Genomic DNA, 22,716 nt, shown 5'->3' on the forward strand with positions numbered 1-22,716 from the left:
CGGTTGTTGTCGTTCTTCTATATTCTTGTCCCATACACCGATTGTATTAGTTTAATTACAAGACTGCAACAAAAACATGGAAAACTGTAAGACAATTCATCCCAAGCCTAAAGGCAAGGGCTTTCTTAGCTAATTTCTGTAATACATTATACCAAGGTAATCTCACCCTTTATTAATAAAAATAAAAACCTGAAGCATATCTTTGTATTTACACACAATCTTTTAAAAGAATCGTGGTCCACGACTGGAAGTACATTTGTACTTTCGTCTCTCATGAACCCCAACATTTTGAGAGGACTACACAAGAGAAGATTCAGGCAAACTCTGTCCTCCGTCGATAATAATCGTTTGTCCCGTGATGAAACCAGCCTCCTTCGAGGCAAGAAATGCAGCAGCATGTCCCATTTCCTCAGGAGTTCCAAATCGTTTCAAGGGAATTGCTGGAAGCATGGTTCAATGTATTCGGGAGATGTTTGAATTTGTTCAGTCATTGTATTACCGGGCATGATCGAATGGGGAAGATTCTTTTCCGATCATGATCAGAGTGGCGGAGGACGCCACTCCGGATGAGATGCCAGGCACAGCCGAAGGCTGCTAAAAAAACTGTACCCGGATCGATGGGGGAAGTGCCTAGTGGTTCGCCTAGGTGAAGAAAGCCTGTGATGCACATCTATCGATCATCGATTGTCCGAGCAATGAGTGTTTTCCAGCAAGTATGTTCTCTTTTTTCAGTTGGGGTCATCAATCGAAATTCCCTTTAAAAGCAACTTGATCGCATTGACATGCAGGGCTGCATATTCGTCCCCGCTTAAATTTGGCATCGTTAGGCAAAGCTGCGTTGCTCCAGCCAATGTGGACATCACACCAAAACTCAACGTTTCGATATCTTCATTAATAAAAACGCCTTGGTCGATCCCTGTTTGCAGCACTTGTCTTATTGCACAATAGGCTACTTCTGTGATCTCTCTCAATGTAGCCAATGATTCGGATTCGCTAGAAAGTGTTCTGGCATACTCTTCGAGTGCTTGGATTAATGGACTTTCACAATCTCTTCCGAATAAATCAGCCATTTCAAGCAACTGTTCGCTGGGAGACGTGGATTGCTCAATCGAACGAAGCCACTTTTGTGACATTTGTTCAGCATGCTGGGTAAGCAATTGGAGAAAGAGCACTTCTTTATTTTTAAAATGATGATACAAATTGCCTTTACTCATCTGTGTCGATGCACATAAGTCGTCCATTGTAGCTCGATCATAACCTTTTTCAATAAATAATAACTTGGCATGGTTTAAAATAATCGTTTTTGCTTCTTCTGCTGGCAATCGCCTTCTGGTCATAAGCTCCTCCCGGAACCTTATGAACGGTTCCTTTTATGCTTGAAAAATTGAAAAGCACCATATGAGATAACGATAGCAAAAATCACAAAGAATGCAAACGGCATATCTAGCGTGTGGCGGTATACAATATTTTGCAGCCCCATGTTTTCCAACGTCGATGATCCATATCCCCAAATGGATGTATTAAAAATGTTCGTGGCAAAATGGATCCCGATGGGAGCAGCCAGACCATTGGTGTGGTAAGCAACGATTCCCAGAAAGAATGCCCCCAGCAGGTAATACAACGGTCCAAAAATCCCGTAGCTTAGCATTTCGGGGTTAAAACCATGGATCAGGGCAAAGGTTAGGGAAGTGACGGAGATGGACCAGAATACACCGCCTCTTAATGATCTGAACATACGGTACATATAGCCTCTGAACAAAATCTCTTCAGCAGCACTTTGAAGCAAAATCAAAGGAGCGGTAACAATGAGTACACCTAACCACGGGAGCGGATCAAAATGAAGCGTAAAAGCTTGAGGATGCACGCCTATATCGACAAGTAAATACAGGATAAGTGCAAAAAAATACCATGAAAAATAAATTACAAACTTCCGGAAATCGGGCCTTTTACCTTCAAACAAAAATGTACTAAAAGGAATCTTGAAGAAATACCTGATGATAATGAAGACTCCGAAAATCAGGAAAAAAAAGGACAAATAAAGCGTGATCAAACTAGGTAATCCTGAGCGAGTAGCGGGAATCAAAGTATTAAGTAGATTGAACCACAATAAAGTGCCGCCTTGCCAAATAATAAAAATGACAATGAACCCTGCTAAAGATTTGAAGCTGAATGGTATCGGCGGTTGAAGGCCATATTTTTTTTCCATGACATACACCCATCTCTCATTGTAATTACCGACTATATAGTCGGTAATTACAATGTACATATCTATTATATGTCTGTCAACATTGAACAAAGATTTTGACGCTTGCTATCGCTTGGTTGCCGAAAAAAAACCATCGGTCCTTTGCTTGATCAGCAGCTAATTTTGTTGGATATACCAAGGAGCCACCTCCACTAAGAGGAAACAGATTGGTACCAGATAAGTTCGCTACCACCTTATATCTAAAAACATCCACAAATCTGAAGATTTGATCTCATTGAAAATAGAATCCCGTAGGGCTGATAATGCCCACGGTCAAGTAAAATGCTGGTACTGAACTGCGAAAGTGATCACGACTTCTCGCACCTGACTATTTCATAATCGGATGGATTACCCTCGAATAACCCGTTTTAAATGGCCGCTCGCCTCTTCATCCTCTACGCTATCCTCTTGGTCGTTTTCAATCTTATCACGAATGATCAATTCGCTATTCCACAAACCCGAGGTTTCCTTCTATTTTTAAAAAATTATTTACTCCGGTTGTTCTTTCAAGCTAAAACCCCTATTTAATTTGTAGGAAAATCAAAAAGCTCCATATCTACGTTATCTATTTGATCATTGACAAAATCATATGCATACTTTCGAGCACATTCCTATTGCATCCGCGAAATTGGAAAGCGACCGGACGGAAAAAACGCGAAGACTGCCTGTTCTTATTGGCAAGAGCGATAACTTTCTGATCCAAATCAACCTGTGGTGTTTGAATCGCCATGACGTGCAAGAGGGATAATGATGCTTCTGCCCGGCCAGCGTCACTGCATTGGGGGAAGCCCGCTCAGATGAGGGGGAGTCTCTGCGAAAAATCGGAGCTATGATGCCGCATAGCCAACGGCAGCTTGAAAATGTGTTTACTTTGAGGAGCGTTTATTTCCCCCTATTCTAACTTCCATATACATAATTTTATAGAGAGGAAATTGCGATGTTGTACTACTGCCCGGCTCTTTGCGGCACGCTCCGGTTTTGACATGATGGCGTTCATGCAGATCGTATGGAGGGGAATGAAAAAGCGAAAGCCATTAAGACTTTCCTGACTTGAGTACCAGATAGCCGGCTTCACGGAAACAAGTAGTGGAATACCAGAACAGTATCAAGGCAATTACCGGGTGAAGAGCGCCGAGCACTCGAAGGGATGGGAAATCACCGGAAATTTTTGCTGTAGCATACTGTAATATAATGAGTCCAAGCAAACTGAGACTTTGCCAGCGCACCCTTCTAGACAGCTGTCCGAGGATCGCTAGCAGCAGCATCAAAACAGGCAAGTATTCGAAAAAATGTACGAATGTTGTATGTCCTCGCCAACTAGACGAGTCTACAAAGAGCACCAACCCGGCTATAAATACTTGTACTGCAATACATATGACAAATAAACCGCTCAATCCGACAAATCCAACACGAAAATGATTAGGTTTCTTGATTGGATACCCCCTCTCAGTTTAATGTGCGCTTTATCCGCTGTGTACATCGGCCTTAAGAGAAAGCATTTAATGTGTAGACTTGAACCTCCTCTTCAATACCTCCTCTCATTCAATGTTATGACCGTATTGTATCTTATTTTCATGCCTATAGAAAACCTGAACAGGGGTGTGATCGGGGAAGGTATCAGCTGTCTTATCGCTTCTTTGCTCGGTTCGACGCCTGTGACGGGTTATTCCATCAATGCAGGCATCATTTCGATTACAGGTATTGCGGCCGCCGCTTCTTCCTTGCCGTAGGTGTATGCTTTGTCATCTTTGGCTGCACGGGTAAACTGGGGCCGCCTTAATCTCTTCGATCCCAACGGCCGTCATCGGCGACGTCTTCACCATCCTCTGCGGCATCATCGCCATCAACGGAGTGCAAGTGATGAAAAACGTAAAAATCGCCGAAAAAGAACTGTACATCATTGCGATCCCGATGATCATAACCTTGGCTCTAGTGATGATTCCGCAAGATTTCTTGCATCCGTTGCCTACGTTCGTGCAATATCTGTTGGGCTCGCCTATTTTGGCTGCTTCGATTGCGGCGATTGTGTTGAATAAGGTGCTGCCTGGCGGGAGGTAATCTTGAGAAGCGAGACCGTTAAATTTGGGGGACGGTTCCAACCATCCCCTATAAAATAAACGAAAGCAATCGAAACAGGGCTGACTTGAAGGCGAATTGCCCCCTTCCAGGTCAGCCTTGTCCCTTTTCAATGTTGGGTGCTGCGCTGAACGGGGACAACACCGGAGCAATGCGCCATGCAAGCTGCGGGCTCTCAATAAAAGACAGCAAGAAATAATTGTTGACATTCGGAAATAATGGAGGCAGTATTTATTTACCAATAAATAAACAACAAAGATGGTAGTCCGGCAAGATCGCATAGAACAGATTTTGGCCAAAGCAGTCGACGTATTCGCCGAACTCGGGTATTACAAAGCGACGACGGCTGTCGGGGCTTTTCGGTAGTACGAAATATCGTAAATCATATCAATTGAAATCCGTTTCTCTTTCACGGCAATTTCATTGCTTGTACAGCTTCATATTTAAAGATGTCTCTGTAACCCCTGTTCATTCAATCTTTCGCCTGATCTCGATACACCTCTGTACATGAAATGTTGAGCGAAGAGGAAGTATAGGAAGTAAGCATCTATTTGAGAAGGTAATGGACATGAAAAAAAGCCACATAGCTGTCTCTTTACTCATTATCATGATCATGAGTTTCCCTGCACAATCTAATGCCGCCGGGACACAAGGCTTGCCCCAAGAAGACTCGAAAATACTGCTGTACCAAGATATGCTGATGCTCTTTCTCGGTCCGAAGATCGATGCGGCAGTGGCCGGCTATTATGCAAAAACGTTATCCTCCGCTCCGATCGTGTACCCTTATCAGATTGATGTGGTGCAAGCAAAAAGATTGGGAGGATTTCGACAATTTCATTTCATGATCGAACTTGAAGTTACTCCTACTATCGGACCCCATATTACGGTAGGCAAGGATCGGTTGACTTTTGAAGTGGCTCCGACGATACATGGCACAGGAAAGCTGGTTAAGTTCGAGCATTTGGAGACGCATGCGCTCCCGCCTAATTGGCAACACCTGATGAAATGACCTTGAGCACAGCAAAAAGTCCTCGGAGCAATTCAGGGCTTTGCAATAGACATTTATGAACAAAAAAAGGCTGCCCTAAAGTAGTCAGCCTATCTCTAGCGCAGCCAATGTAAGTGCCACATCCTATTCCAATCGATGTTGGCAATATTATTAGGTTACAACAAATTCCACCATAACTGGGACAGCAGGGTCAAGTGCATCGCCCCCCGGGATTGACAGCGTTGTTATGGTTGCAGTTGAAGTGCTGCTCAATTGGGGCACGCCATTGGTTGTAATAGGCAGGCGAAGCAGGAAATGCCGCTGCAGCCATGCCAGCGTCATTTATAAATGCTGTGGCTGCAATCGTAAATGCGGCCCCCCGTCCCCGCCTTAACCTGATAAGAAGTTGGAGCAGATAAATTATAGTCCAGGTTCTATTCCATATACAAAAAAAAACCTTCTGCATCAAGGGTTTCGGGATGTATGAGTTATGGTGCGGTCAAGAGGACTCGAACCTCCACGGGTGTTACCCCACTAGAACCTGAATCTAGCGCGTCTGCCAATTCCGCCATGACCGCATATTTAGTAACTTTCATTTTGTAATCATTTTTTCTTAGCGACAAAAAATATAATACCATGTACACAAAGCTACGTCAACCATTTCTCACAAAATATTTTTAAATCCCCCTGGACCAACCATAATCAGGGGGATTCTTCGCTTGATTTTTTGTTCTCTTTTCGATCGATTAGGTTAAGTAGGTGCCGTTAAGCGCCTGCTGCACCCGCGTAACTCCTTGAGAGAGCGCATGTCCGCCTCCAAGAGCAGCTGCGACGGCGACGGCCTCCATAATTTCTGCATCGGCCGCCCCTTTGTGCCTAGCCTCGTTCACGTGATATAACGTGCACACCTCGTTGTTGGCGAACAATCCGATGCCGAGGGCGATAAGTTGCTTCGTCTTCGCATCCAATGCCCCGTCAGAGAAGCAAGCGCCAGTAAAGACATGATAGGCTTGTACAACGTCAGGCAGGGTAGATTCCAATTCTGATATTTCATTCTTGTAAGCTTGTACCTTGTTATCCATCTCGGACATGTTCGTTACCTCCTCCGCTGTCTCCCGAGATGATGAGTCATTCTCAGGCGCAGCGACCGATCTTTACGTATCCTAGGATAACCTGTCCAAGCGTACTTCATCCCTACTGGCTTTCTTGTTCCGAATCTAACAGCTCAAGCTCCAAACGCGGCTCACTGGATGGCTGAATCGAGTATGTGCGGCTCAGCTTGACGACACGCCGGTTTCGTTTGCGAATCATGACCTGTTCTTCATCCCAAGCGACGACCCAGCCGATGATATCATTCATTTTTAGCATATCTCGAACGATACGCACCAGTGTGCCTTCCTGGCGGTAACGGTCCAACACCTGTTCTTCCATCATACCCTGTAACCTCCATCACTTCATATGTTGTAAAAAGACCTGCAGCACAACCGCTGACAGGTCTTTACGCACGTTTCGACGATATCGGCTTATCCGACGTGTTCCTTCGAATCATTCGTCTCAAACCAATAATCCAACACTTTGGCTGACATGACGCGCTTATGGATGTATTCGACTTGCTGAGTGGTGAACTGCTCCTTCCAAGTAACCTGCAGCTGTTCACACAGCTTCACAATCGTAAGCAATTCGGACCAAGCCACATATCGTTTGTACCAGAAAAATTGAGGGTGCTCAATCATATAGGGGTACAAATCATCAAACTCCGTATGCTTACATGCCAGCGCCCGCTCAAAATGGTTTTTGGCCTCCGTCAATTTTTCTTGCAAAAATCGAGCTGTTGGTTCATCAACCATATTCGTCGCCCCCTCTCACCTTCTTATTCTTTATTATATGCCAAACAGGTGAATGGAGAAAAGCGGGCAATTCCTGCAATCAACTGCAACAATTGGTTCTGAGCCACGTCTAAGTATAATAGAAGCAGCAAAACGTCATTCTTTAGGATATAATAGTCCTAATTAGCCTCATAACGCTTGTCTGCCTATTTGATTCAGCTATTTAAGAAAGGGTAATATGTTCTAAGCCCGCCGCGAGGCGGTAAAGGAGGTCAGACCATGCAGCGCCCCTTATTTCGACCAAGTCTAACAGCCGCTATTCTGTTAATTAACATAACCTTGCTATTGTACGGATGTTCGGCACAAGAAGGAAGCATGCCGCCGACCAGCACGGAACCTTCCTACGCCAAGCATAATGGAACGGATTCGCATTCTGCCACAAAGAAGAAAGACAAGAAAAACGAACAGACCGTTATCGCATCTCCTAAGGAAAATTCATCAGAGGGTGAAGGTTCAGTTGCAGAGCAAACATTTGACCGCACCCAGCCGAAGCTGAAGGGCATCTCTCTGAAATCAACGGATAAGGATATCCGCACCTTATGGGGAGAGCCGGATAACCACTTCGTGATGGACGAAATTGATCCGATCGACGTACTCGAATATGGCGGTTTCTCTTTCGGATGCCATCAGAGCGGTGATGTCGTATTCGTCGAAGTCTCAGGAGAAGGCCAATCTACTGGCATCAAGGGATTGAAAATCGGAGACAACGAAGACCAGGCCGAACGCACTCTCGGTAAACCAGACCATGACACTAATTATGTATGGAGCTATGAAATAAAGAGCGCCCTGCTTCGATTAGATATGGATCCGAAGACGAACAAGATTCAATCCGTGAAGCTGTTCCCGAACAACAACGTATAGCATCATTCATACAAGCAGAACGCCTTGATTCGATTAAGAATCAAGGCGTTCCTTTTTCCCGCGTGCGGCGCCGCATCATCAAATAAACAGCACTTCCCGTAATAAGAGCGAACACGATAAAGCCAAATAAAAACGGGGTGCCTTTGGCGTGCAGCCAACGCACAGCCGACTGCCAGTGGTTGCCGACCATATGCCCCAAGGTAAGAAACGTTGCTACCCAAATCAATGCGCCCGTGCCGGCAGCAATAAAGTAAGTCGACCAGTTCAATCGGGACATTCCCGCCATATAACACGTCAGATGGCGCAACCCCGGAACAAAATAACCGAATACGATACCCCAGGGGCCGTATTTTTGAAACCAGCGTTCCGTTCGTTCCACCCGTGCCGGAGTTAACTTGAATGTCTTACCGTAGCGGTCTAAGAGCGGCTTGCCAACCTTGCGTCCGACAAGATAACTGATGAACATTCCGCTCAAGCTCCCTGCCAGACAGACGATGAAGGCAGGCATGAATCGAAATGGCCCGTCTACCGTAAGACTCCCCACAAACACCATTAGCGTTTCATCAGGTATAGGGATGCCGACGATTCCCAGCGCCAGTAAGAAAAACAATGCAATGTAGCCATAATGGGATAGCGCCCACATAATTCCGCTCATCGCAAGCCTCCCTTTCACTTGATAACTCTTCCTATATTACCATAACAATGATAGTCATGTCCGACCTTTCTCCATCATACCTTGTATTAATGCGTACAAGCCATGCAAGTTAGGAGGCGGCATTTCATTGAAAAATATGCTGCGAGTATTACAAATTGCGTTTACGTACACAGGGACCGTTGTCGGCGCTGGATTTGCCACTGGCCAAGAAATTTTGCAATTTTTCACCGTATACGGTTGGTGGGCGCCGCTGACGATAGGACTTGCCACCATGCTGTTCGTCTGGCTGGGCACCAAGCTGATGGTCTTGTCCCATCACATTCAAGCGAAGTCTTATGAAGACGTGAATAAGCTGTTGTTTGGAGAACGGCTGGGCGGATCCATCAGTCTATTTACGATGGTCGTCATCATTTGCGTGAACAGTGTCATGCTTGCTGGCGCTGGCTCAGTCTTCGTCGAACATTTGAATATGAATTACCAGACCGGACTATTGCTGACGCTCTTTGCTTCTTTCTTGGTTATCAGCCGGGGAATGAATGCCATCATCAAGTTAAATTCCTTCGTCGTACCGACGATGCTTGTCTTCACGACGCTCATCATGATCCATACGCTGCAAATGCCCAACGCCGGTCAACTGCTAACGATTTCAACGGATAAGCCTTTCTATGCCGCTTGGACTGCTCCTTTTTTATACGGCGCCTTCAATTTGGCTATGGCTCAAGCCGTGCTAGTCCCTTTGGGCGCCACTATGCCGAGCAAAAGCGTCATACGGATGGGCGGCATCATTGGAGGCATCATCATTGGACTGATGCTGCTGGCAGGTCACTTCGCGCTCTCTGCCCAGATGCCGGGAATTACTCAGTTCGATATACCGATGGGACAAATTGCATCGGGTCTAGGCTTAACGATACAGCTTATTTATATTCTGCTTATTTTCTCAGAAATCTTTACGACCCTCGTATCTGACGTGTATGGCGTGACACTGCAGCTTCACCAACGTACCCGGGCCAATAAAAATCTGATCATTTTCTGTATTATGCTCTTCTGCTATGTCGTCAGCCAATTCGGCTTCCGATCGTTGATGTCATTCTTGTATCCATTATTCGGCATGTTCAGCTTAGTCTGGCTATACTTGCTTATGCGTACATCCAATCCGCCTAACTTGCCTGCGGATAACAAGCCCGCACCGAATGGCACATCCCATGCCATGACACCGCTGCAGCCCAATCCATCCCGGGCGGACAGAAAAAAAGCGTAATACCGTTATGACTCGGCATTACGCATCTTATAACAAGCCATAAATAAGCAAATACGAGCAATTCCTTATATGTGCCTGCCTAGCGTCACAAGCTCCTTCGTTCCAGCTCGACCAACTTGACATCGGGAATCGCCTCACGAAATATATCTGCGATATGCGGATGACAAGTCGTCATGATAACTTGATGGGTAACGGATAAAGCAGCAAGTGCCTGCACAGCCGATCTGAGCCGTTCACGGTCGAAATTGACCAGAATATCATCCAATATCAACGGAATGGCAACCTTGTGGGACATTGCTTCGGCCAATGCACAACGCATCGCTAAATATAACTGCTCCGCCGTACCTCGGCTGAGCTCCGAGCTCCAGACAAGCTCCCCATCCTTGCGTTCTAGAGCGATGCGCTTCGTTCCGAGAGGCGCGACCACACGCGCATAACGGCCTGCCGTCAGCCGCTCCATATAGAAGCCAGCCCGCTGCAATACGAGCGGCTGCTTCTCCTCCTCGTACAGATGCCGCGTACGCTGAATCAATGTCTTGGCGAGAGACAACACCGCATAGCGGGATGCTTGTTCATCCAGCTTCGCCTCATGCACGGCCGCTTCCTGACGATATGCGGCCCCCTCGACCTCCGTCTTCAGACGCTCATACTCTTGTCTTAAGCGACCTCGACGTTCTTCTCCCTCGCGAATACGGCGATCCAGTTCATCAACCTGCAATTGCTGTTCAGAACAGCGTTGCTCCAGCTCGCGTGTATCATATTGCTTCAAGAGCTCGTCCATTGCCGCGAAAGAACTGCGTTCACCGCCGCGGTACAAAATGGCATCCATTTCCCGGATCCGCTGTTCAAGCTCTATCTTCCGTTCGAAATCTGCCGTTCTTTGCTTGAACTGCCCGTCGTCTCTAACCTGCGCTTCCTCAAGCAGCTTCTGCTTCGCTTGGTCAACATGTTCAAGCTCAACCGCCTTCTCATCCCGTTCCTCCAGCAACGTTACCCGCTGCTGCTCAAGATGATCATATTCCCGCAGCATGTTCTCTTCCTGCTCGATTCGTTCCACGAGACGATAGAGACCGCCCAGCACAGAGCCCATAAACATCGGGTTGTCCGAATCGGTATTCAAAGAACCACTAAGAGCAGGCGGTGGGGAAACCATTGCTGTGGCAGGTTCACTTTCGTTATCGAATGACTCTTGTTCCGCTGCTGCAGCTACCTCTGGATTGAGAACCGTTGTCTTCCCTCGAGGATCTTCTTCCGTCTCTGTCTTGCCTATATTTACTGAATTGACTGCTGCCATCTGCTGCGCTTGCTGGAACAAGCGCCGGCAATCCTGCTCGAACGATTCAATTTGCCCGCAGAGGCGCTCATGTCGCGCATACAGCCGGTCCGATTGCCGCTTCATTTCAGCTGCCTGCTCAGCGCGCCGGAAATGCTCCAGAACGCCAGCAGGACTCAACCCCGCCGGAAGACCCGACATGTACAGCCACGCTTGCCATCCGGCGACACGCTCTGCTTCCTTCTCCGCCGCTGCTTCCGCTTCCAGAGCTGCCGTCCGCGCCCGGCGTTCAGCGACGGCCAGTGCTTCTGTCGTCAAGCGCATACGTTCCAGCAGAAGTGAACGCTCATGAGCCCATTCGTCCAGCGCCGCGAGCGCCGCGCGTAGAGCAGGGAGCTTCGCTTCCAAGCCCGATTGCCCTCGCAGAGACTGTCCTACGTGGACACTTCCTCTGCCTTCTCTGGAGTGCCCTGCTCTCGATGCCATCCGGCCGCTGCCCATATGGAGTGTAGACGCCGGCATAAGCGGCTGCATCAGCTCAGTAAGCGACTCGACCTGCACGGACGCTTGATGCTCTGCACCGTCAGCAGCGTAATAATCAGCCACTGTCACTTGTTCATTATTCCGTCCATCTGCGCTGCTCCGGCCAGACGATAAGTACGCCATAGCTGCCACGCCAGCGATGCCGACGAATGCCACCGCTCCGGCTGCAAGCCACTGACCTGCCAGAGCGCCTAATCCGATAGCAGCTGCCAAAGCCAGCACACCGAACAGATAGGCGGCTCCCGACTTCCCGCCTATTCGCGACGACCGTGTACGTGAATGCCGCTGAGACGGTAAGGGAGCAGAGTCTGCAGCAACGTTCGCCTTCCCGCGCGATGCTTCAGACGACCGCCATGCATGCAGCGCATCCTGCAGCGCCTGCTCCCTGCGCTTGATTTCTTCGACGCGGGCCGCCGGAGGGGCGAAGCCCGTCCCATTGACCCCCGCCGCTTCGCAGCGCTCCAGCGCCGTATGCGCTTCCTGCCGCTCCGCCTCTGCCGCAGCGGCTTCACGAGCCGCCCTCGCCGCGGCGTCTTCGGCTTGCGCCTTCGCGATACGCAGCGCGTCCGCTGTCGCGAGCTCGGCCTGCACGCGCTCGACGAGGGCGGACGACGCGCCACAGGCAAGCAGCTGCTCCGGCGTCCAGGCCGGGTCGCTCTGCCGCGCGAGGCGCCACAGCTCGGCTTCGGCCAGGCTCGCTTCGGCTTCGGCTTCGCTGACGGATTCACGCCAATGCTGAACCGTATCCGCCAGCTGCGCCAGCCGCCTCGCTTCCGGCGCCAGCTGCAGCAACGCCGTGTGCGGGCGCTTCGCCGCGAGCCGCTGCTCCATCAGGCGCAGCTTCTCCTCCGCCCGCTTCCGCGCAAGCTCGGCTTCCGCGAGCCGCAGCTCGGCGGCCTGCCAGCGCGCGCCACCATCCGGCGGCCATGCCGATACATCCGGCAGGCCCTCCAGCTCCTGCTTGGCGGCCACGTAGCGCAGCCATGTTCCGCTGACGCTCGCGGCGCGCTCGGTCAAGGCCAGCCGTTCGCGAAGCTGCCCGCGCTCATGGACGCTGGCCTCCAGCTCCACTCCCGCTGCCTCCAGCTGCTGCACGAGCTCATCCACCCGGGCTGCATGCTTCATCCCGGCGCGGCGCGATCGCTCCGCCTGTTCGATCGCCTGCAGCGTGTGGACGATCTCCTGTGTCCGCCCGCGCGGCTTGTACAGCTGCTCGAGCTCCTGCTGCAGCCAACGCTCCGCATCTGCAACGCCGCGTCCGCCGTTCAGCCCCGTGTCATACAAGAAGGCCCCGACGTCCTCGCCCTGCAGCGTCTGAAGCTCGTGCAGCTCATCCAGCGTGATGGCGAACAGGCGGCAGAACAAATCGCCGTTAAGTCCGCCGGCAAGCTCAGCCTCTAGCTGATGCTGATTCATCAACTGGACTTGCCCATTCGCGTCACGTTTATGTATCGCTGTCTGCATCGAGCCGTTCCGTTCTAAGCGTTCAATCGTCCATTCAGAGCCTTCGGCATCTTGGACGATCATCCGGCCGCCATAGGCGCCTCCATGGGCCGGTTCATACCGGGCACTCCCGCTCCTACGCTTCGGAAAGCCATACAGCATCCCGCGAATGAAGGCGGTAATCGTGCTCTTCCCCGCTTCATTCGGGCCAGCAATGAGCGTCACCGCCTGCGAAGTTGATGCATCTGCCAGCGTAAAGACAGCATCTTTCATTTCACCGAAGCCGATAAGATGCAGCTTGATGATTTTCATGCATCCTTCACCTCGCTTTGCAGCCATTCCAATGACAGCAGCATCGCTTCGCGCAGCCAGTCGTTCCGGATGTCGTCTGGCTGCGCGGCAAGCCATTGCTGCAAGCGCGGCTGCTGCCGGAAAGCGCCCAGCGCTTCCTCGAGCAGGTCATCCCGCTTCGCCGCATCGCGCAGGCTCTCATCCGCCAGACGGACAAGGTCGCCTGGGAAGCTGTCCGACGCACGCCATGCGTCCACATCCATATCCGGACTGCATTCTGAGCGAATGCCGACAGGCCATACAATGTCCGTTTCGCCAAAGCGCTCCAGCCGTTCCAGCTCTTGCTGATTCCATGACTCGATCCACTGCTGCACGAGCAACGTCCGCTGAAGCTCGGAGTATAGCGCCGTTCTGCCCGTGAGCGTGAGGCGAACCAGCGTCAGCCGCTCTTCTGCCTCCTGGCGCCATTCATTCATCTTGACATCAAGCAGCTCCATGATAGACTGCAAGTCAGGCAGATCGGTTACCTCAAGCTGCTCATTGCGCCAACGCACGCTATCCAATGCCCTGAATTGCAAGGATGCATGTCCGTGAGCGTCCACATCGACTACATAAGCGCCTTTGGGCCCTGTCTCCTTCACATGTCTTCCTTGAGTATTGCCCGGATAGACGATAAACGGATATTCATTCAGCACCTCGCGCAAATGAATGTGACCAAGCGCCCAATAGTCGTATCCCTTCTCGATTAACTCCCGTTTGGAGCAGGGAGCATACGGATCATGCCCTGCCCGCCCGTCTACAGTAGCATGCAGAAGCCCGATACGATATAGCCTGCCGTCTGGAGATCTGTGTGATGAGCGAGAGAAGCCGCCTTCCCTGCCAACCGATTGCTCCGCCTCTGCTGCCTGTTCGGGCACATCCGGATACATGGATGCCAAATTGTCATACACCGCTGAATCTCGATAGGACATGCCGCTGATGACCGCTGCCGGCTCCCCGTCTCTACGGCAGGCAATGACCGTACGGGGCTTATCCGCTTCGAATACAACGACGCCTTCAGGCCAATTCCAGCGCACATCTTCATGCAGCGGATCATGATTGCCGTGAATGAGATACACCGGTATTCCGTGTGCGCTTAGCCTTTCCATACCGCGCTGCAGTCGCCATTGCGCCTTTAAGGATCGGTCTTTGCCATCGTATAAGTCACCGCTGATAACCACGAAATCGATATCAGCCTGTATCGCCAGCTCCACCAGCCGCTCCCAGGCGGCAAAGGTCGATTGCAGCACCATATCCTTCAGCGCCTCCGGCAGCTGCGTCAGTCCGCGAAACGGGCTGTCCACATGCAAATCCGCCGCATGAATAAACCGAAAGGAATTCAACGCTCCACCTCCTGTCGCTATTATCCCGTCCCGAACTCTTGCTGCTTCATCGCGCAGCCCATAGCTTGCACAGCATAGCCAGGATTACCAGCACTACAGCCTTTACAGCGCTTGTACAGCATTAACCTGCAAGCATAGCCAGCGCATCATTAGCGCCGGCTGCGCAGTCTTAATCGTGCTGTTCCGGTCTGTAACTTACATACATGCACTTCAGTTCATTAACGATGCGCGATAGAGAATAGGTCTGCTTCGCTTTCGCCCAGGCGGCCCGCGCCAGCTCATAACGGAACGAGCCGTCCGTCATGACCCGCTCCAACGCATTGCTTAGCGCTATCGGATCATCCGGCGGCACAAGCAGCCCGTTCACGCCGTCATCGATCTGTTCGGCAATGCCGCCCACGTTCGTGCCCACGAGCGCCAACCAGCACAACGCTGCTTCTGCGAACACAGAACCGAACGCCTCCGCACGCGAAGGCAGCACAAAAATATCGGAGAACGGCATGAATTCCTCCGGATGCAGCATATAACCATAGAAGATTGTCTCCTCGTATATGCACAATTCCTGCGCCAAGTGTTCCAGCTCTTCTCGAATCGGCCCGTCACCTATAATATGCAGCACATAGGCATGACCTCTCCGCTTCAGTTCGGCGCACGCATGCAGCAGCACATCCAGCCCTTTGGCAGGTACGAGCCGGCATACAACAATAAGCTGCGGAACGGTGTTATCATGCGCAATCGGCTTGAATCGCTTCTCATCGAACCCGTTCGGCAGCACGCCAATACGTTCGGGATGGCTGACATAAGGCGAGACGTAGTCAAGGAACGACTTCGATACGGTCATCATCTGATCCACGCATTCTTCCAACTCACGATATAGCGAGGTCAAGAAGCGGTGCTCCAACCCGCCTGCTTCAATCTTTCCGTTCAGAATCAACTCCCGCTCGAAGCTGGAATGCAGCGTCATGATAACAGGCGTATCGGGATATAGCTGCTTCATGACCAGTCCCGCTATCGGGTGATGGGCATGTATCAGGTCGTACGATTTCGATAACCGGAGCTTACACCACCATACGTAATCTTTATACGTTTGCATATATTTTTGCACGGTTGGACTTGCTTCGTACTGCGTCCAATCGAACGTCATAAACCGGACATCCTCTTGTCCTTTTCCCCGAATGCGCTTCGGCAGTGAGAACAATTCCATTTCCCAATTCGGCGTTTGAAACCGATCCAATATATAAGGAACCATGGAAGACACGCCTCCCGGTTGTTCAGGCGGGAAAAATAAGGCTTGTAATATGTTCATGTCTTGCGCCTCCTTTATGTTCGCGCTTTTCGCCACCTAACGTTTATGATATATTAGAACATATGTTTCAGTAAAGAACCTAAACTACGGAGTAACTCAATATGATTCAAGCTGCAATCCCCTTTTCAGAAGTAAGTCAGGTTGTAGAAATGACGTCAGCCTGCATGCTCTATATCATTTTCATCATGTTTCTAATGGCAATTCGTCTTTATTCCCGCCAGCGTTCCAATACTTATATTTTACTGATGACCTCTTTTGTGATCATGGCTGCGGAACGATCGCTTGATTTAGTGAATGTATCTTGGCTGCAGCAGGATTCCCATGAAATATTCGTAGGGAGAACCGCATTGCAAGCGTTTTCTTTTGTGTTTGTAAATATGTCCATTCTGCGGATGTACAAACGCTCCACCCGAGGCTCGCGGTTGCAATTCGGCTTTCTGTTGCTCTGCATTCCAGCAATAGCCGTATTATCACATCTGCTGACATCCCACTCGGTGTCACCATTCTTTCATGCGTTGCCGCTCATCGTTTATCATATGATCATTACCATCTATTGCTATACGGTGATTGCCCCGCGCATCGGCCAACAAGTCAAATACGTATGCAGCTTGGCGGCGCACTTTGCCATGCTTCTGCTCGTAACTGTCAATGCCACATGGTTTGAAAGCTCAAATGCTTTCATTCTTATCTTGGAACGCCTGCTGCCGCTTATCTATTACACGCTTCTGTTCTTTATTCTGTTCGAGCGCGTGGTGGAACTGCTGCACTCGACATACCGGACGTCCATCACTGATGGTCTAACTGGGCTATTCAATCGCAGGTACGTATTGAAGGTTATGCGCCAATACATTCGAAATGAATACAAAATTTCGTTCATTTTCTGTGATATCGATAATTTCAAGAAGGTAAACGATACGTTTGGTCACGACCAGGCCGATGAAATATTGAAGCAGACCTCCCTCATCATGCGCGAAGAAATTGACGATTACGGCATTACCGGACGGTTCGGCGGCGAAGAATTGATCGGGCTCATTCTGCATCGGAATGCACGCACGGATCAGATTGCCGAGAAGATACGTCAGCGCGTAGAGACCGAGACTAGTGTCACGATCAGCATCGGCATCAGCAATCTCCGCAAACATATGACGGCCGAGGATTTGATCCGCGAGGCCGATCAGGCAATGTATTATTCCAAGACGAACGGCAAAAATCGGGTGACCGCTTTCCAATCCGTATACAGCGCCTCTTACGCTCCCCGATCTCGGGCTAAACGTTGACCATACAACAAAGGGGGTTGTCCCAAAAGGTTGAATAACCTGTAGGACAGTCCCCGTTTTCTTTGCTGAAGGGCGGGGAGTATATAGCTGAAAAGCAGCCAGATCCACTGTACAAATTACAGTCTGCATGCCGTTGGGCCGCCCAAATCGTACATTCTGCTGTACATTTTCCAATGGTGCTTGCTTCCGGAAGAAAGTTGAGTTGCTCTGCATGCGTTACAAGCAGCAGGCACGTGAAAAGCTGCATTAGCGAGGCAGGCTGTGCGCTCTCCGTCTGGGCGGATGATAGATTGATCCAGAGGCAGAGCTTGTCCATCATTTACTCAAGAAAGTGAAACCCCGGCAAAACGAAAAATAGTGAAGCAGGAATAGCCCCTGCCTCACCATTTATGAAAGCCGCTTATTGCACGTCTCTCTTCTTAAATACAACTATCGAAATGCCAAGCAGCACAATCATATAGATCGCATAGATGGTGATGCTGTAGCCAAACGAAGCGCCCTTAAATGGCAGCGTATCGCCCGTAAAATACGGCTTCCAGTCCAGGTTCGGGAAGATAAGGAACTTGTACCAGCTCTTGCTTGATAGGAAAACGATGGACGAACCAAGGACCCATTTCAAAATAATAGGTATCGTAATCGACAATCCTAAGCTGTGCGTCAGAACCGCAGTCGTAAAGGCAACCAGCGCATAGAACAGCACGTTCGGAAGGCTGAGCGCCATATCGCTTACAATCTGCATCAGCTTGACGTCGGCCGGGATGATATTAAAGAAGATGGCTCCTAACGTCAATCCAATAAACAAGGTAACCATGTAGACCACTAGCAAAATAAGAAATATATTGACGAGCTTCGACATTAGCACCATCGTCCGGCTCGCTGGGCGAATCAGGATTTGCTTAATGGTTCCGTCTTTGTACTCATCCGTTATAATCTGAGCCGACACCACCATAATAAAGATGCTCGTTAGCGCACTTGACACGAAATGGACGTCGCTTGTAAAGGAGATGAATGAATAGGGCTGATCTTTAAAAATAAAAAAGCGCATTACAACGGCTAACAGCAAGGAAATGACGGTGATGAACGCGTAATAGTAAGGGACCTGCCGTTTACTGTTCACTTTCATCCATTCATTTTGCACAAGGGATACGAAATATCTCATTCGATACGGCCTCCTTTCGTCATGGACAAGAACGTGTCCTCCAGAGTCGGAGCAACCGTACGCACCTCATATATAGCGACTCCATGCTGCACAAGATGTTCTACCACCTTCGGAATATCTTCTCTCAATAGTTCAACGGTGAGCGCCCCGCCTTCTCCTAGCGAAGCTGACCATGTAGTGGATGCAAGCGCAGCAAGCGCTTTGTCTGGCTCACTCACATCGAAATGAATGGCCTTCGGTACAGATGCAGCACCGTCCGCATTCGGATCCATTGCACGCTCGCCAATGAATTTTCCATTCTGGATAATGAGAACTCGATCACACATAAGCTCGATTTCAGACAACAAATGGCTAGATACGAGAATCGAAATGTTCTCTTTCTTCGCAAGATGGCGCAAGTAATCACGGAGTTCGCGAATTCCCGCAGGATCAAGCCCGTTCGTAGGCTCGTCCAATATAAGAATAGATGGATTATGCAGCAGAGCCTGAGCGACGCCTAGACGCTGACGCATCCCCAGCGAATAATTTTTCACCTTTTTATCCAGCGCATTCTCCAAGTCAACGAGCTTCACAATTTCTTGAATCCGTTCTTCCCGAATCGCCTTGCCGCTCATGCGCGCGAAATGGATAAGATTTTTCCGTCCGGTCATAAATTTATACAGCTCCGGATTTTCGACGATAGCGCCAACATTCGCCATTGCCTTCGCGCGATTGGTCCGAATGTTATGACCTTCGATGACGATATCACCGTTCGTCATCGACATCAGTCCTACGATCATCCGAATCGTTGTTGTTTTGCCGGCTCCGTTCGGACCGAGAAATCCGTATACTTCCCCGCGGCGAACGCTGAACGACAAATCATCGATAATCGTCTTGCCTTTTATTTTTTTCGTGACATTCTTTAGTTCCACCACGACATCGTTCATCAAGCACTTCACTCCTTTCAAATTAAACCTTCATCATTTCATCACTTTTAGAGATTGTTCAAAAAGCCCCTTTATGAACACGCACTTTTTATCTGTTTACCCCTGTCAGATTGTTTCCATGCGTTTCGTTAACCGCAAAGCTTACTCTGCCATTTATTCCATACGTAACGACCTGAAACAACGTTTCGTATTTTCGACTTACATTATTGTCACCTAAGGAGTGCCCTTCGACAAGTGTTCAGCATTTCTTTCATCTCTTTTCAGCAGCGTTGCATTAACTTTTTATGCTCAACAAAGAATTGGTTTTTTTCAATTGAAACTAATATATTTCACATTTTAATTCTGCGCTCATGACCAAAAAAGTAAGGGGGCTATGAAAGCAAGTAGCGGACTATTCGTTCATGCTGCATCGGCCTCCTAAATCATAATGTCCTAATTACAGTGAGGTATATTATTCCAGATAACCGTCTTGGGTTTAGTCTATTATTAGACTTAAGTCGAGTGAGTAAGCTGGATTATCTCGATCGCACTGGAGAAGGGAACAAAAACTAAGCGACCGATCCCTGTATCAACCAAGAAGTGTCGCCCCCTTGAGAGGCAGAATCCCTTTTACATTTCAATTTCCGTTGCATGAGTATCTTTTTGTCCGGTAAAATAATAAGGCAATTTTATTTTTAATTCCTTTTTGCACATTCTACTATACAAGGAGTTGTACGATGTCACCATCACCATTACCCCAACTGCCGCAGCACTATATCCAGCAAATGGAGCAGTTGCTCGGCCAAGAAGCCGACGCATTTTTGCACAGCTATGACGCGCAGAGGGCTTTCGGCTTAAGGGTGAATTCTGTCAAATGGGAGCACCATGCCGCTGCGCGCGAACTCACAACGCAGCAATTCCAATTGCGGTCCGTACCTTGGTGCGAAGAAGGCTTTTATTATGATGAACATTCGCGTCCAGGCAAGCACCCATATCATGCCGCTGGCTTGTATTATATCCAAGAACCGTCCGCCATGTCTGCGGTGGCGCTGCTGGATCCGCAGCCAGGGGAATTCATTTTGGACCTGGCAGCCGCCCCAGGAGGGAAATCGACGCAGATCGCCGGCCGCATGCGGGGGGAAGGCGTACTCGTCGCGAACGAGATCCATCCGCAGCGTGCGAAGATTCTCGCCGAAAATATCGAGCGCATGGGCATTGCCAACGCTATCGTCACACAAGCGGATCCGCACTCGCTAGCAGCCAGATTTCCATTGGCCTTCGATCGAATTATGCTCGATGCCCCGTGTTCCGGAGAAGGGATGTTCCGCAAAGACCCTAGTGCCATAGAGGAATGGTCCCCTCTCCATGTGGAAGCCTGCGCTGCGCGGCAATGGGACATTATTCAAGCAGCAGTCACCATGCTCAAGGCGGGAGGCACGATCGCTTATTCCACCTGTACGTTCAATCGCAGGGAGAACGAAGACATCGTAGAGAAATGGCTTGCCGCTTATCCCGAATTCCAGCTTGTAAGAACAGAACGGATTTGGCCGCACCTTGCAGAGGGGGAGGGGCATTTCGTGGCCGTATTTCAGAAGACGTCCGATGGATTAGAAGACGTGCTTGAACAGCACGCTGTCTCGAACTCAATCCGAGCTTCTGCCAAGTCAACAGGTCGACGCTCCAGCTCGGGCCATTCGGAGCGCGGGACATCCCGAACAGCAGATGTTAACAACTCGTTCAGACAGTTCGAAGCATGGGCAGGGGACCATCTTCCTGACTTCTCCCTTCCTCCAGGGACGCCGCTGCTGTTCGGCGAAGAGCTGTACTGGCTGCCGCAAGGCAATGCTGCTGCGTCCGTCTTCCTGGACAACGGAGCGGCATTAGACCGATTGCGCGTGCCACGTGCCGGTCTCCATCTCGCCCATATGCGGAAGAATCGGATTGAACCCGCGCACGCCTTGGCACTGGCGTGCATTACGGGTGGACAAGCAGCACATACGTTGCAAGCGACAGCAGATGATACGCGGATTCGCGCCTTTCTCAGAGGAGAATCGATTGCATTGTCATCAGATTCCGAGTCTGTCCGGACTAAGGGCTGGATGCTCGTTACCGTCGACGGATTACCGTTGGGCTGGGGCAAAGCGTCCGATGGCATGTTGAAGAATCATTACCCCAAAGGGCTTCGTTCCTTATAGAGTTGTTCAAAGAGCCGCCTATTGAGCACGTAGTATAACACGTATTAATACTAAAAAACCGCTATCCTTGCAGACACGATGCTCCATACGAAGCTTTGTTTCTGCAAGGCTAACGGTTCGTTTCTTAAGACGAATGGCAATACATCAACAGTTCGTCGATAATCTCATTACGGAACATCATCGTCAGATGGAGCACATCAAAGCTTTGCTCCTCAGCTAGCTGCTTGACGAGCGCTTTTGCGATTACTTCACGCTCGGCACAAGTACCTGGCACGCGAAAATCGATGTAGCCAGCCAACTGTTCCCCATCGGTACTGACGGTCGCGGCACCGATCGGCAACGATCCGCTTGCATCGCTGTACAGATCATACAGAAGCGCATTCCCGTCGTCACGAGCTAGCACGACATGAATGTGAGCATTCGCTTCTCCGATCAAGCGCTTAGGCTGCGCGACGATGTCAGAACGGTCGCCAAGCGTCTCATCCGATGTTGTACAACAGGCAGAAGAAGTTATGACTAAGGCTGTCGGCTCCATTTCATATTGTTCATACTCCATTTCATAAGTGCCCGCTTCGTCCTCGTATTCACCTTTTTCTTCGTCACCCGCCACGATCCGCCGCACTTGCCCTAGCACGAACACGACTTCGAAATCAGCCGCTCCCAATGCTTCGGCCACATGACGGACATACCGCTCAATGTTTTGCTCCACAATAACAAGCGACTCGTCTTGACATGCTTGCGCATCAATGATAAATGACCCTTGCAGCCGTTCTTGTTCACGATATAATAACGATAATACACCGACATAGGTGCCTTGCCACAGAACGTCTATCGCTTCTCCGCTCATCGTTCTGAAATCCGGCCGCAGTTGAACCTCTGCCATCATCCATACCTCCATCCTGACGTTACCCTCTTCTACATCAAGAGTTTGGCATTAGGATTCCCGCTGCAATGATGGAACATGCGTCCAAAA

21 protein-coding genes, 1 tRNA gene and 1 pseudogene are annotated in these 22,716 nt (G+C 49.7%); 7 read left to right on the forward strand and 16 right to left on the reverse strand.

Features of this window, described 5'->3' with window-relative positions; genetic code table 11:
- Positions 1 to 297 precede the first annotated feature (297 nt).
- The 4 genes from LQV63_RS32085 to LQV63_RS16695 all read right to left on the reverse strand — a co-directional run bounded on the left by LQV63_RS32085 (position 298) and on the right by LQV63_RS16695 (position 3,639).
- Positions 298 to 450, reverse strand: coding sequence for an SDR family oxidoreductase (locus tag LQV63_RS32085; RefSeq protein WP_407672933.1), 153 nt, complete (start codon positions 448 to 450; stop codon positions 298 to 300).
- Positions 451 to 728: 278 nt separating this feature from the next.
- Positions 729 to 1,337 (reverse strand): TetR/AcrR family transcriptional regulator, encoded by a 609-nt coding sequence (locus LQV63_RS16685; protein WP_233697582.1) that lies wholly within the window; start codon positions 1,335 to 1,337, stop codon positions 729 to 731.
- A 17-nt stretch (positions 1,338 to 1,354) separates the two neighbouring features.
- Complete coding sequence (locus LQV63_RS16690; protein ID WP_233697583.1) at positions 1,355 to 2,206, reverse strand: CPBP family intramembrane glutamic endopeptidase; 852 nt, start codon at positions 2,204 to 2,206, stop codon at positions 1,355 to 1,357.
- A gap of 1,073 nt (positions 2,207 to 3,279) precedes the next feature.
- Positions 3,280 to 3,639 (reverse strand): DUF6220 domain-containing protein, encoded by a 360-nt coding sequence (locus LQV63_RS16695; RefSeq protein ID WP_267934086.1) that lies wholly within the window; start codon positions 3,637 to 3,639, stop codon positions 3,280 to 3,282.
- Positions 3,640 to 3,846: 207 nt separating this feature from the next.
- On the opposite strand from LQV63_RS16695, the gene LQV63_RS31460 reads away from it, so the two are divergent.
- From LQV63_RS31460 to LQV63_RS16705, 3 genes are all read left to right on the forward strand, one after another.
- Complete coding sequence (locus LQV63_RS31460; protein WP_325175893.1) at positions 3,847 to 3,975, forward strand: solute carrier family 23 protein; 129 nt, start codon at positions 3,847 to 3,849, stop codon at positions 3,973 to 3,975.
- A gap of 91 nt (positions 3,976 to 4,066) precedes the next feature.
- Entirely contained in the window at positions 4,067 to 4,303 is a 237-nt protein-coding gene (locus LQV63_RS31465) for a hypothetical protein (protein ID WP_325175896.1), read from the forward strand.
- Between the two features lie 586 nt (positions 4,304 to 4,889).
- Positions 4,890 to 5,330: a DUF3888 domain-containing protein gene (locus LQV63_RS16705; RefSeq protein ID WP_233697584.1), complete on the forward strand. Its 441-nt coding sequence runs from the start codon at positions 4,890 to 4,892 to the stop codon at positions 5,328 to 5,330.
- Between the two features lie 150 nt (positions 5,331 to 5,480).
- On the opposite strand, the pseudogene LQV63_RS16710 reads toward LQV63_RS16705, so the two are convergent.
- The 5 genes and pseudogenes from LQV63_RS16710 to LQV63_RS16730 all read right to left on the reverse strand — a co-directional run bounded on the left by LQV63_RS16710 (position 5,481) and on the right by LQV63_RS16730 (position 7,156).
- Positions 5,481 to 5,754: pseudogene (locus LQV63_RS16710) on the reverse strand (DUF4183 domain-containing protein).
- Positions 5,755 to 5,800: 46 nt separating this feature from the next.
- Positions 5,801 to 5,887, reverse strand: a tRNA-Leu gene (locus LQV63_RS16715).
- A 168-nt stretch (positions 5,888 to 6,055) separates the two neighbouring features.
- Positions 6,056 to 6,400: a carboxymuconolactone decarboxylase family protein gene (locus LQV63_RS16720; RefSeq protein WP_233697585.1), complete on the reverse strand. Its 345-nt coding sequence runs from the start codon at positions 6,398 to 6,400 to the stop codon at positions 6,056 to 6,058.
- Positions 6,401 to 6,503: 103 nt separating this feature from the next.
- Positions 6,504 to 6,743, reverse strand: coding sequence for a hypothetical protein (locus LQV63_RS16725; RefSeq protein WP_019424333.1), 240 nt, complete (start codon positions 6,741 to 6,743; stop codon positions 6,504 to 6,506).
- An 89-nt stretch (positions 6,744 to 6,832) separates the two neighbouring features.
- Positions 6,833 to 7,156, reverse strand: a complete 324-nt coding sequence (locus LQV63_RS16730; RefSeq protein ID WP_019424332.1) for a hypothetical protein — start codon at positions 7,154 to 7,156, stop codon at positions 6,833 to 6,835.
- Between the two features lie 258 nt (positions 7,157 to 7,414).
- Here LQV63_RS16730 and LQV63_RS16735 point away from each other — a divergent pair, with 258 nt between their 5' ends.
- Positions 7,415 to 8,056 (forward strand): DNA uptake lipoprotein, encoded by a 642-nt coding sequence (locus tag LQV63_RS16735; RefSeq protein WP_233697586.1) that lies wholly within the window; start codon positions 7,415 to 7,417, stop codon positions 8,054 to 8,056.
- A 40-nt stretch (positions 8,057 to 8,096) separates the two neighbouring features.
- On the opposite strand, the gene LQV63_RS16740 is transcribed toward LQV63_RS16735, so the two are convergent.
- Positions 8,097 to 8,711 (reverse strand): DedA family protein, encoded by a 615-nt coding sequence (locus tag LQV63_RS16740; protein WP_019424330.1) that lies wholly within the window; start codon positions 8,709 to 8,711, stop codon positions 8,097 to 8,099.
- A gap of 127 nt (positions 8,712 to 8,838) precedes the next feature.
- Between LQV63_RS16740 and LQV63_RS16745 the strand changes: the two genes are divergently transcribed.
- Complete coding sequence (locus tag LQV63_RS16745; protein ID WP_019424329.1) at positions 8,839 to 9,969, forward strand: YkvI family membrane protein; 1,131 nt, start codon at positions 8,839 to 8,841, stop codon at positions 9,967 to 9,969.
- Between the two features lie 85 nt (positions 9,970 to 10,054).
- Here the strand turns inward: LQV63_RS16745 and LQV63_RS16750 are convergent, their stop codons facing one another.
- The 3 genes from LQV63_RS16750 to LQV63_RS16760 form a co-directional block, all read right to left on the reverse strand.
- Positions 10,055 to 13,540: an AAA family ATPase gene (locus tag LQV63_RS16750; RefSeq protein ID WP_233697587.1), complete on the reverse strand. Its 3,486-nt coding sequence runs from the start codon at positions 13,538 to 13,540 to the stop codon at positions 10,055 to 10,057.
- The gene (locus LQV63_RS16755) at positions 13,537 to 14,901 is read right to left on the reverse strand and encodes a metallophosphoesterase family protein (RefSeq protein ID WP_233697588.1); all 1,365 of its coding nucleotides are present in this window, start codon (positions 14,899 to 14,901) and stop codon (positions 13,537 to 13,539) included. The genes LQV63_RS16750 and LQV63_RS16755 overlap by 4 nt, the downstream gene beginning before the upstream one ends.
- Before the next feature lie 169 nt (positions 14,902 to 15,070).
- Positions 15,071 to 16,207: a glycosyltransferase family 4 protein gene (locus tag LQV63_RS16760; protein WP_233697589.1), complete on the reverse strand. Its 1,137-nt coding sequence runs from the start codon at positions 16,205 to 16,207 to the stop codon at positions 15,071 to 15,073.
- Positions 16,208 to 16,308: 101 nt separating this feature from the next.
- Between LQV63_RS16760 and LQV63_RS16765 the strand changes: the two genes are divergently transcribed.
- Positions 16,309 to 17,484, forward strand: coding sequence for a GGDEF domain-containing protein (locus LQV63_RS16765; RefSeq protein ID WP_233697590.1), 1,176 nt, complete (start codon positions 16,309 to 16,311; stop codon positions 17,482 to 17,484).
- 400 nt (positions 17,485 to 17,884) lie between these two features.
- On the opposite strand, the gene LQV63_RS16770 is transcribed toward LQV63_RS16765, so the two are convergent.
- Together LQV63_RS16770 and LQV63_RS16775 are read right to left on the reverse strand one after the other, a co-directional pair.
- The gene (locus tag LQV63_RS16770; RefSeq protein WP_233697591.1) at positions 17,885 to 18,643 is read right to left on the reverse strand and encodes an ABC transporter permease; all 759 of its coding nucleotides are present in this window, start codon (positions 18,641 to 18,643) and stop codon (positions 17,885 to 17,887) included.
- On the reverse strand, positions 18,640 to 19,569 hold the full coding sequence (locus LQV63_RS16775; RefSeq protein ID WP_233697592.1) for an ABC transporter ATP-binding protein: 930 nt from the start codon (positions 19,567 to 19,569) through the stop codon (positions 18,640 to 18,642). The genes LQV63_RS16770 and LQV63_RS16775 overlap by 4 nt, the downstream gene beginning before the upstream one ends.
- 716 nt (positions 19,570 to 20,285) lie before the next feature.
- On the opposite strand from LQV63_RS16775, the gene LQV63_RS16780 reads away from it, so the two are divergent.
- The gene (locus LQV63_RS16780; RefSeq protein WP_233697593.1) at positions 20,286 to 21,743 is read left to right on the forward strand and encodes an RsmB/NOP family class I SAM-dependent RNA methyltransferase; all 1,458 of its coding nucleotides are present in this window, start codon (positions 20,286 to 20,288) and stop codon (positions 21,741 to 21,743) included.
- A gap of 124 nt (positions 21,744 to 21,867) precedes the next feature.
- Here LQV63_RS16780 and LQV63_RS16785 read toward each other — a convergent pair whose 3' ends face one another.
- Positions 21,868 to 22,641, reverse strand: a complete 774-nt coding sequence (locus LQV63_RS16785; RefSeq protein WP_233697594.1) for a hypothetical protein — start codon at positions 22,639 to 22,641, stop codon at positions 21,868 to 21,870.
- Positions 22,642 to 22,716 lie beyond the last annotated feature (75 nt).

Origin of the sequence: Paenibacillus profundus, from assembly GCF_021369635.1 — a bacterium.
Taxonomy (GTDB): Bacteria; Bacillota; Bacilli; order Paenibacillales; family Paenibacillaceae; genus Paenibacillus_B; species Paenibacillus_B profundus.

Excerpts from the sequence above, each read along its gene's own strand:
- LQV63_RS16785 (WP_233697594.1), bottom strand. The coding sequence starts at position 22,641 with ATGGAGGTATGGATGATGGCAGAGGTTCAACTGCGGCCGGATTTCAGA.
- LQV63_RS16735 (WP_233697586.1), top strand. The coding sequence starts at position 7,415 with ATGCAGCGCCCCTTATTTCGACCAAGTCTAACAGCCGCTATTCTGTTA.
- LQV63_RS16725 (WP_019424333.1), bottom strand. The coding sequence starts at position 6,743 with ATGATGGAAGAACAGGTGTTGGACCGTTACCGCCAGGAAGGCACACTG.
- LQV63_RS16775 (WP_233697592.1), bottom strand. The coding sequence starts at position 19,569 with ATGAACGATGTCGTGGTGGAACTAAAGAATGTCACGAAAAAAATAAAA.
- LQV63_RS16685 (WP_233697582.1), bottom strand. The coding sequence starts at position 1,337 with ATGACCAGAAGGCGATTGCCAGCAGAAGAAGCAAAAACGATTATTTTA.
- LQV63_RS16750 (WP_233697587.1), bottom strand. The coding sequence starts at position 13,540 with ATGAAAATCATCAAGCTGCATCTTATCGGCTTCGGTGAAATGAAAGAT.
- LQV63_RS16760 (WP_233697589.1), bottom strand. The coding sequence starts at position 16,207 with ATGAACATATTACAAGCCTTATTTTTCCCGCCTGAACAACCGGGAGGC.
- LQV63_RS16705 (WP_233697584.1), top strand. The coding sequence starts at position 4,890 with ATGAAAAAAAGCCACATAGCTGTCTCTTTACTCATTATCATGATCATG.
- LQV63_RS16730 (WP_019424332.1), bottom strand. The coding sequence starts at position 7,156 with ATGGTTGATGAACCAACAGCTCGATTTTTGCAAGAAAAATTGACGGAG.
- LQV63_RS16690 (WP_233697583.1), bottom strand. The coding sequence starts at position 2,206 with ATGGAAAAAAAATATGGCCTTCAACCGCCGATACCATTCAGCTTCAAA.
- LQV63_RS32085 (WP_407672933.1), bottom strand. The coding sequence starts at position 450 with ATGCTTCCAGCAATTCCCTTGAAACGATTTGGAACTCCTGAGGAAATG.
- LQV63_RS16740 (WP_019424330.1), bottom strand. The coding sequence starts at position 8,711 with ATGAGCGGAATTATGTGGGCGCTATCCCATTATGGCTACATTGCATTG.
- LQV63_RS16765 (WP_233697590.1), top strand. The coding sequence starts at position 16,309 with ATGATTCAAGCTGCAATCCCCTTTTCAGAAGTAAGTCAGGTTGTAGAA.
- LQV63_RS16770 (WP_233697591.1), bottom strand. The coding sequence starts at position 18,643 with ATGAGATATTTCGTATCCCTTGTGCAAAATGAATGGATGAAAGTGAAC.
- LQV63_RS16720 (WP_233697585.1), bottom strand. The coding sequence starts at position 6,400 with ATGTCCGAGATGGATAACAAGGTACAAGCTTACAAGAATGAAATATCA.
- LQV63_RS16780 (WP_233697593.1), top strand. The coding sequence starts at position 20,286 with ATGTCACCATCACCATTACCCCAACTGCCGCAGCACTATATCCAGCAA.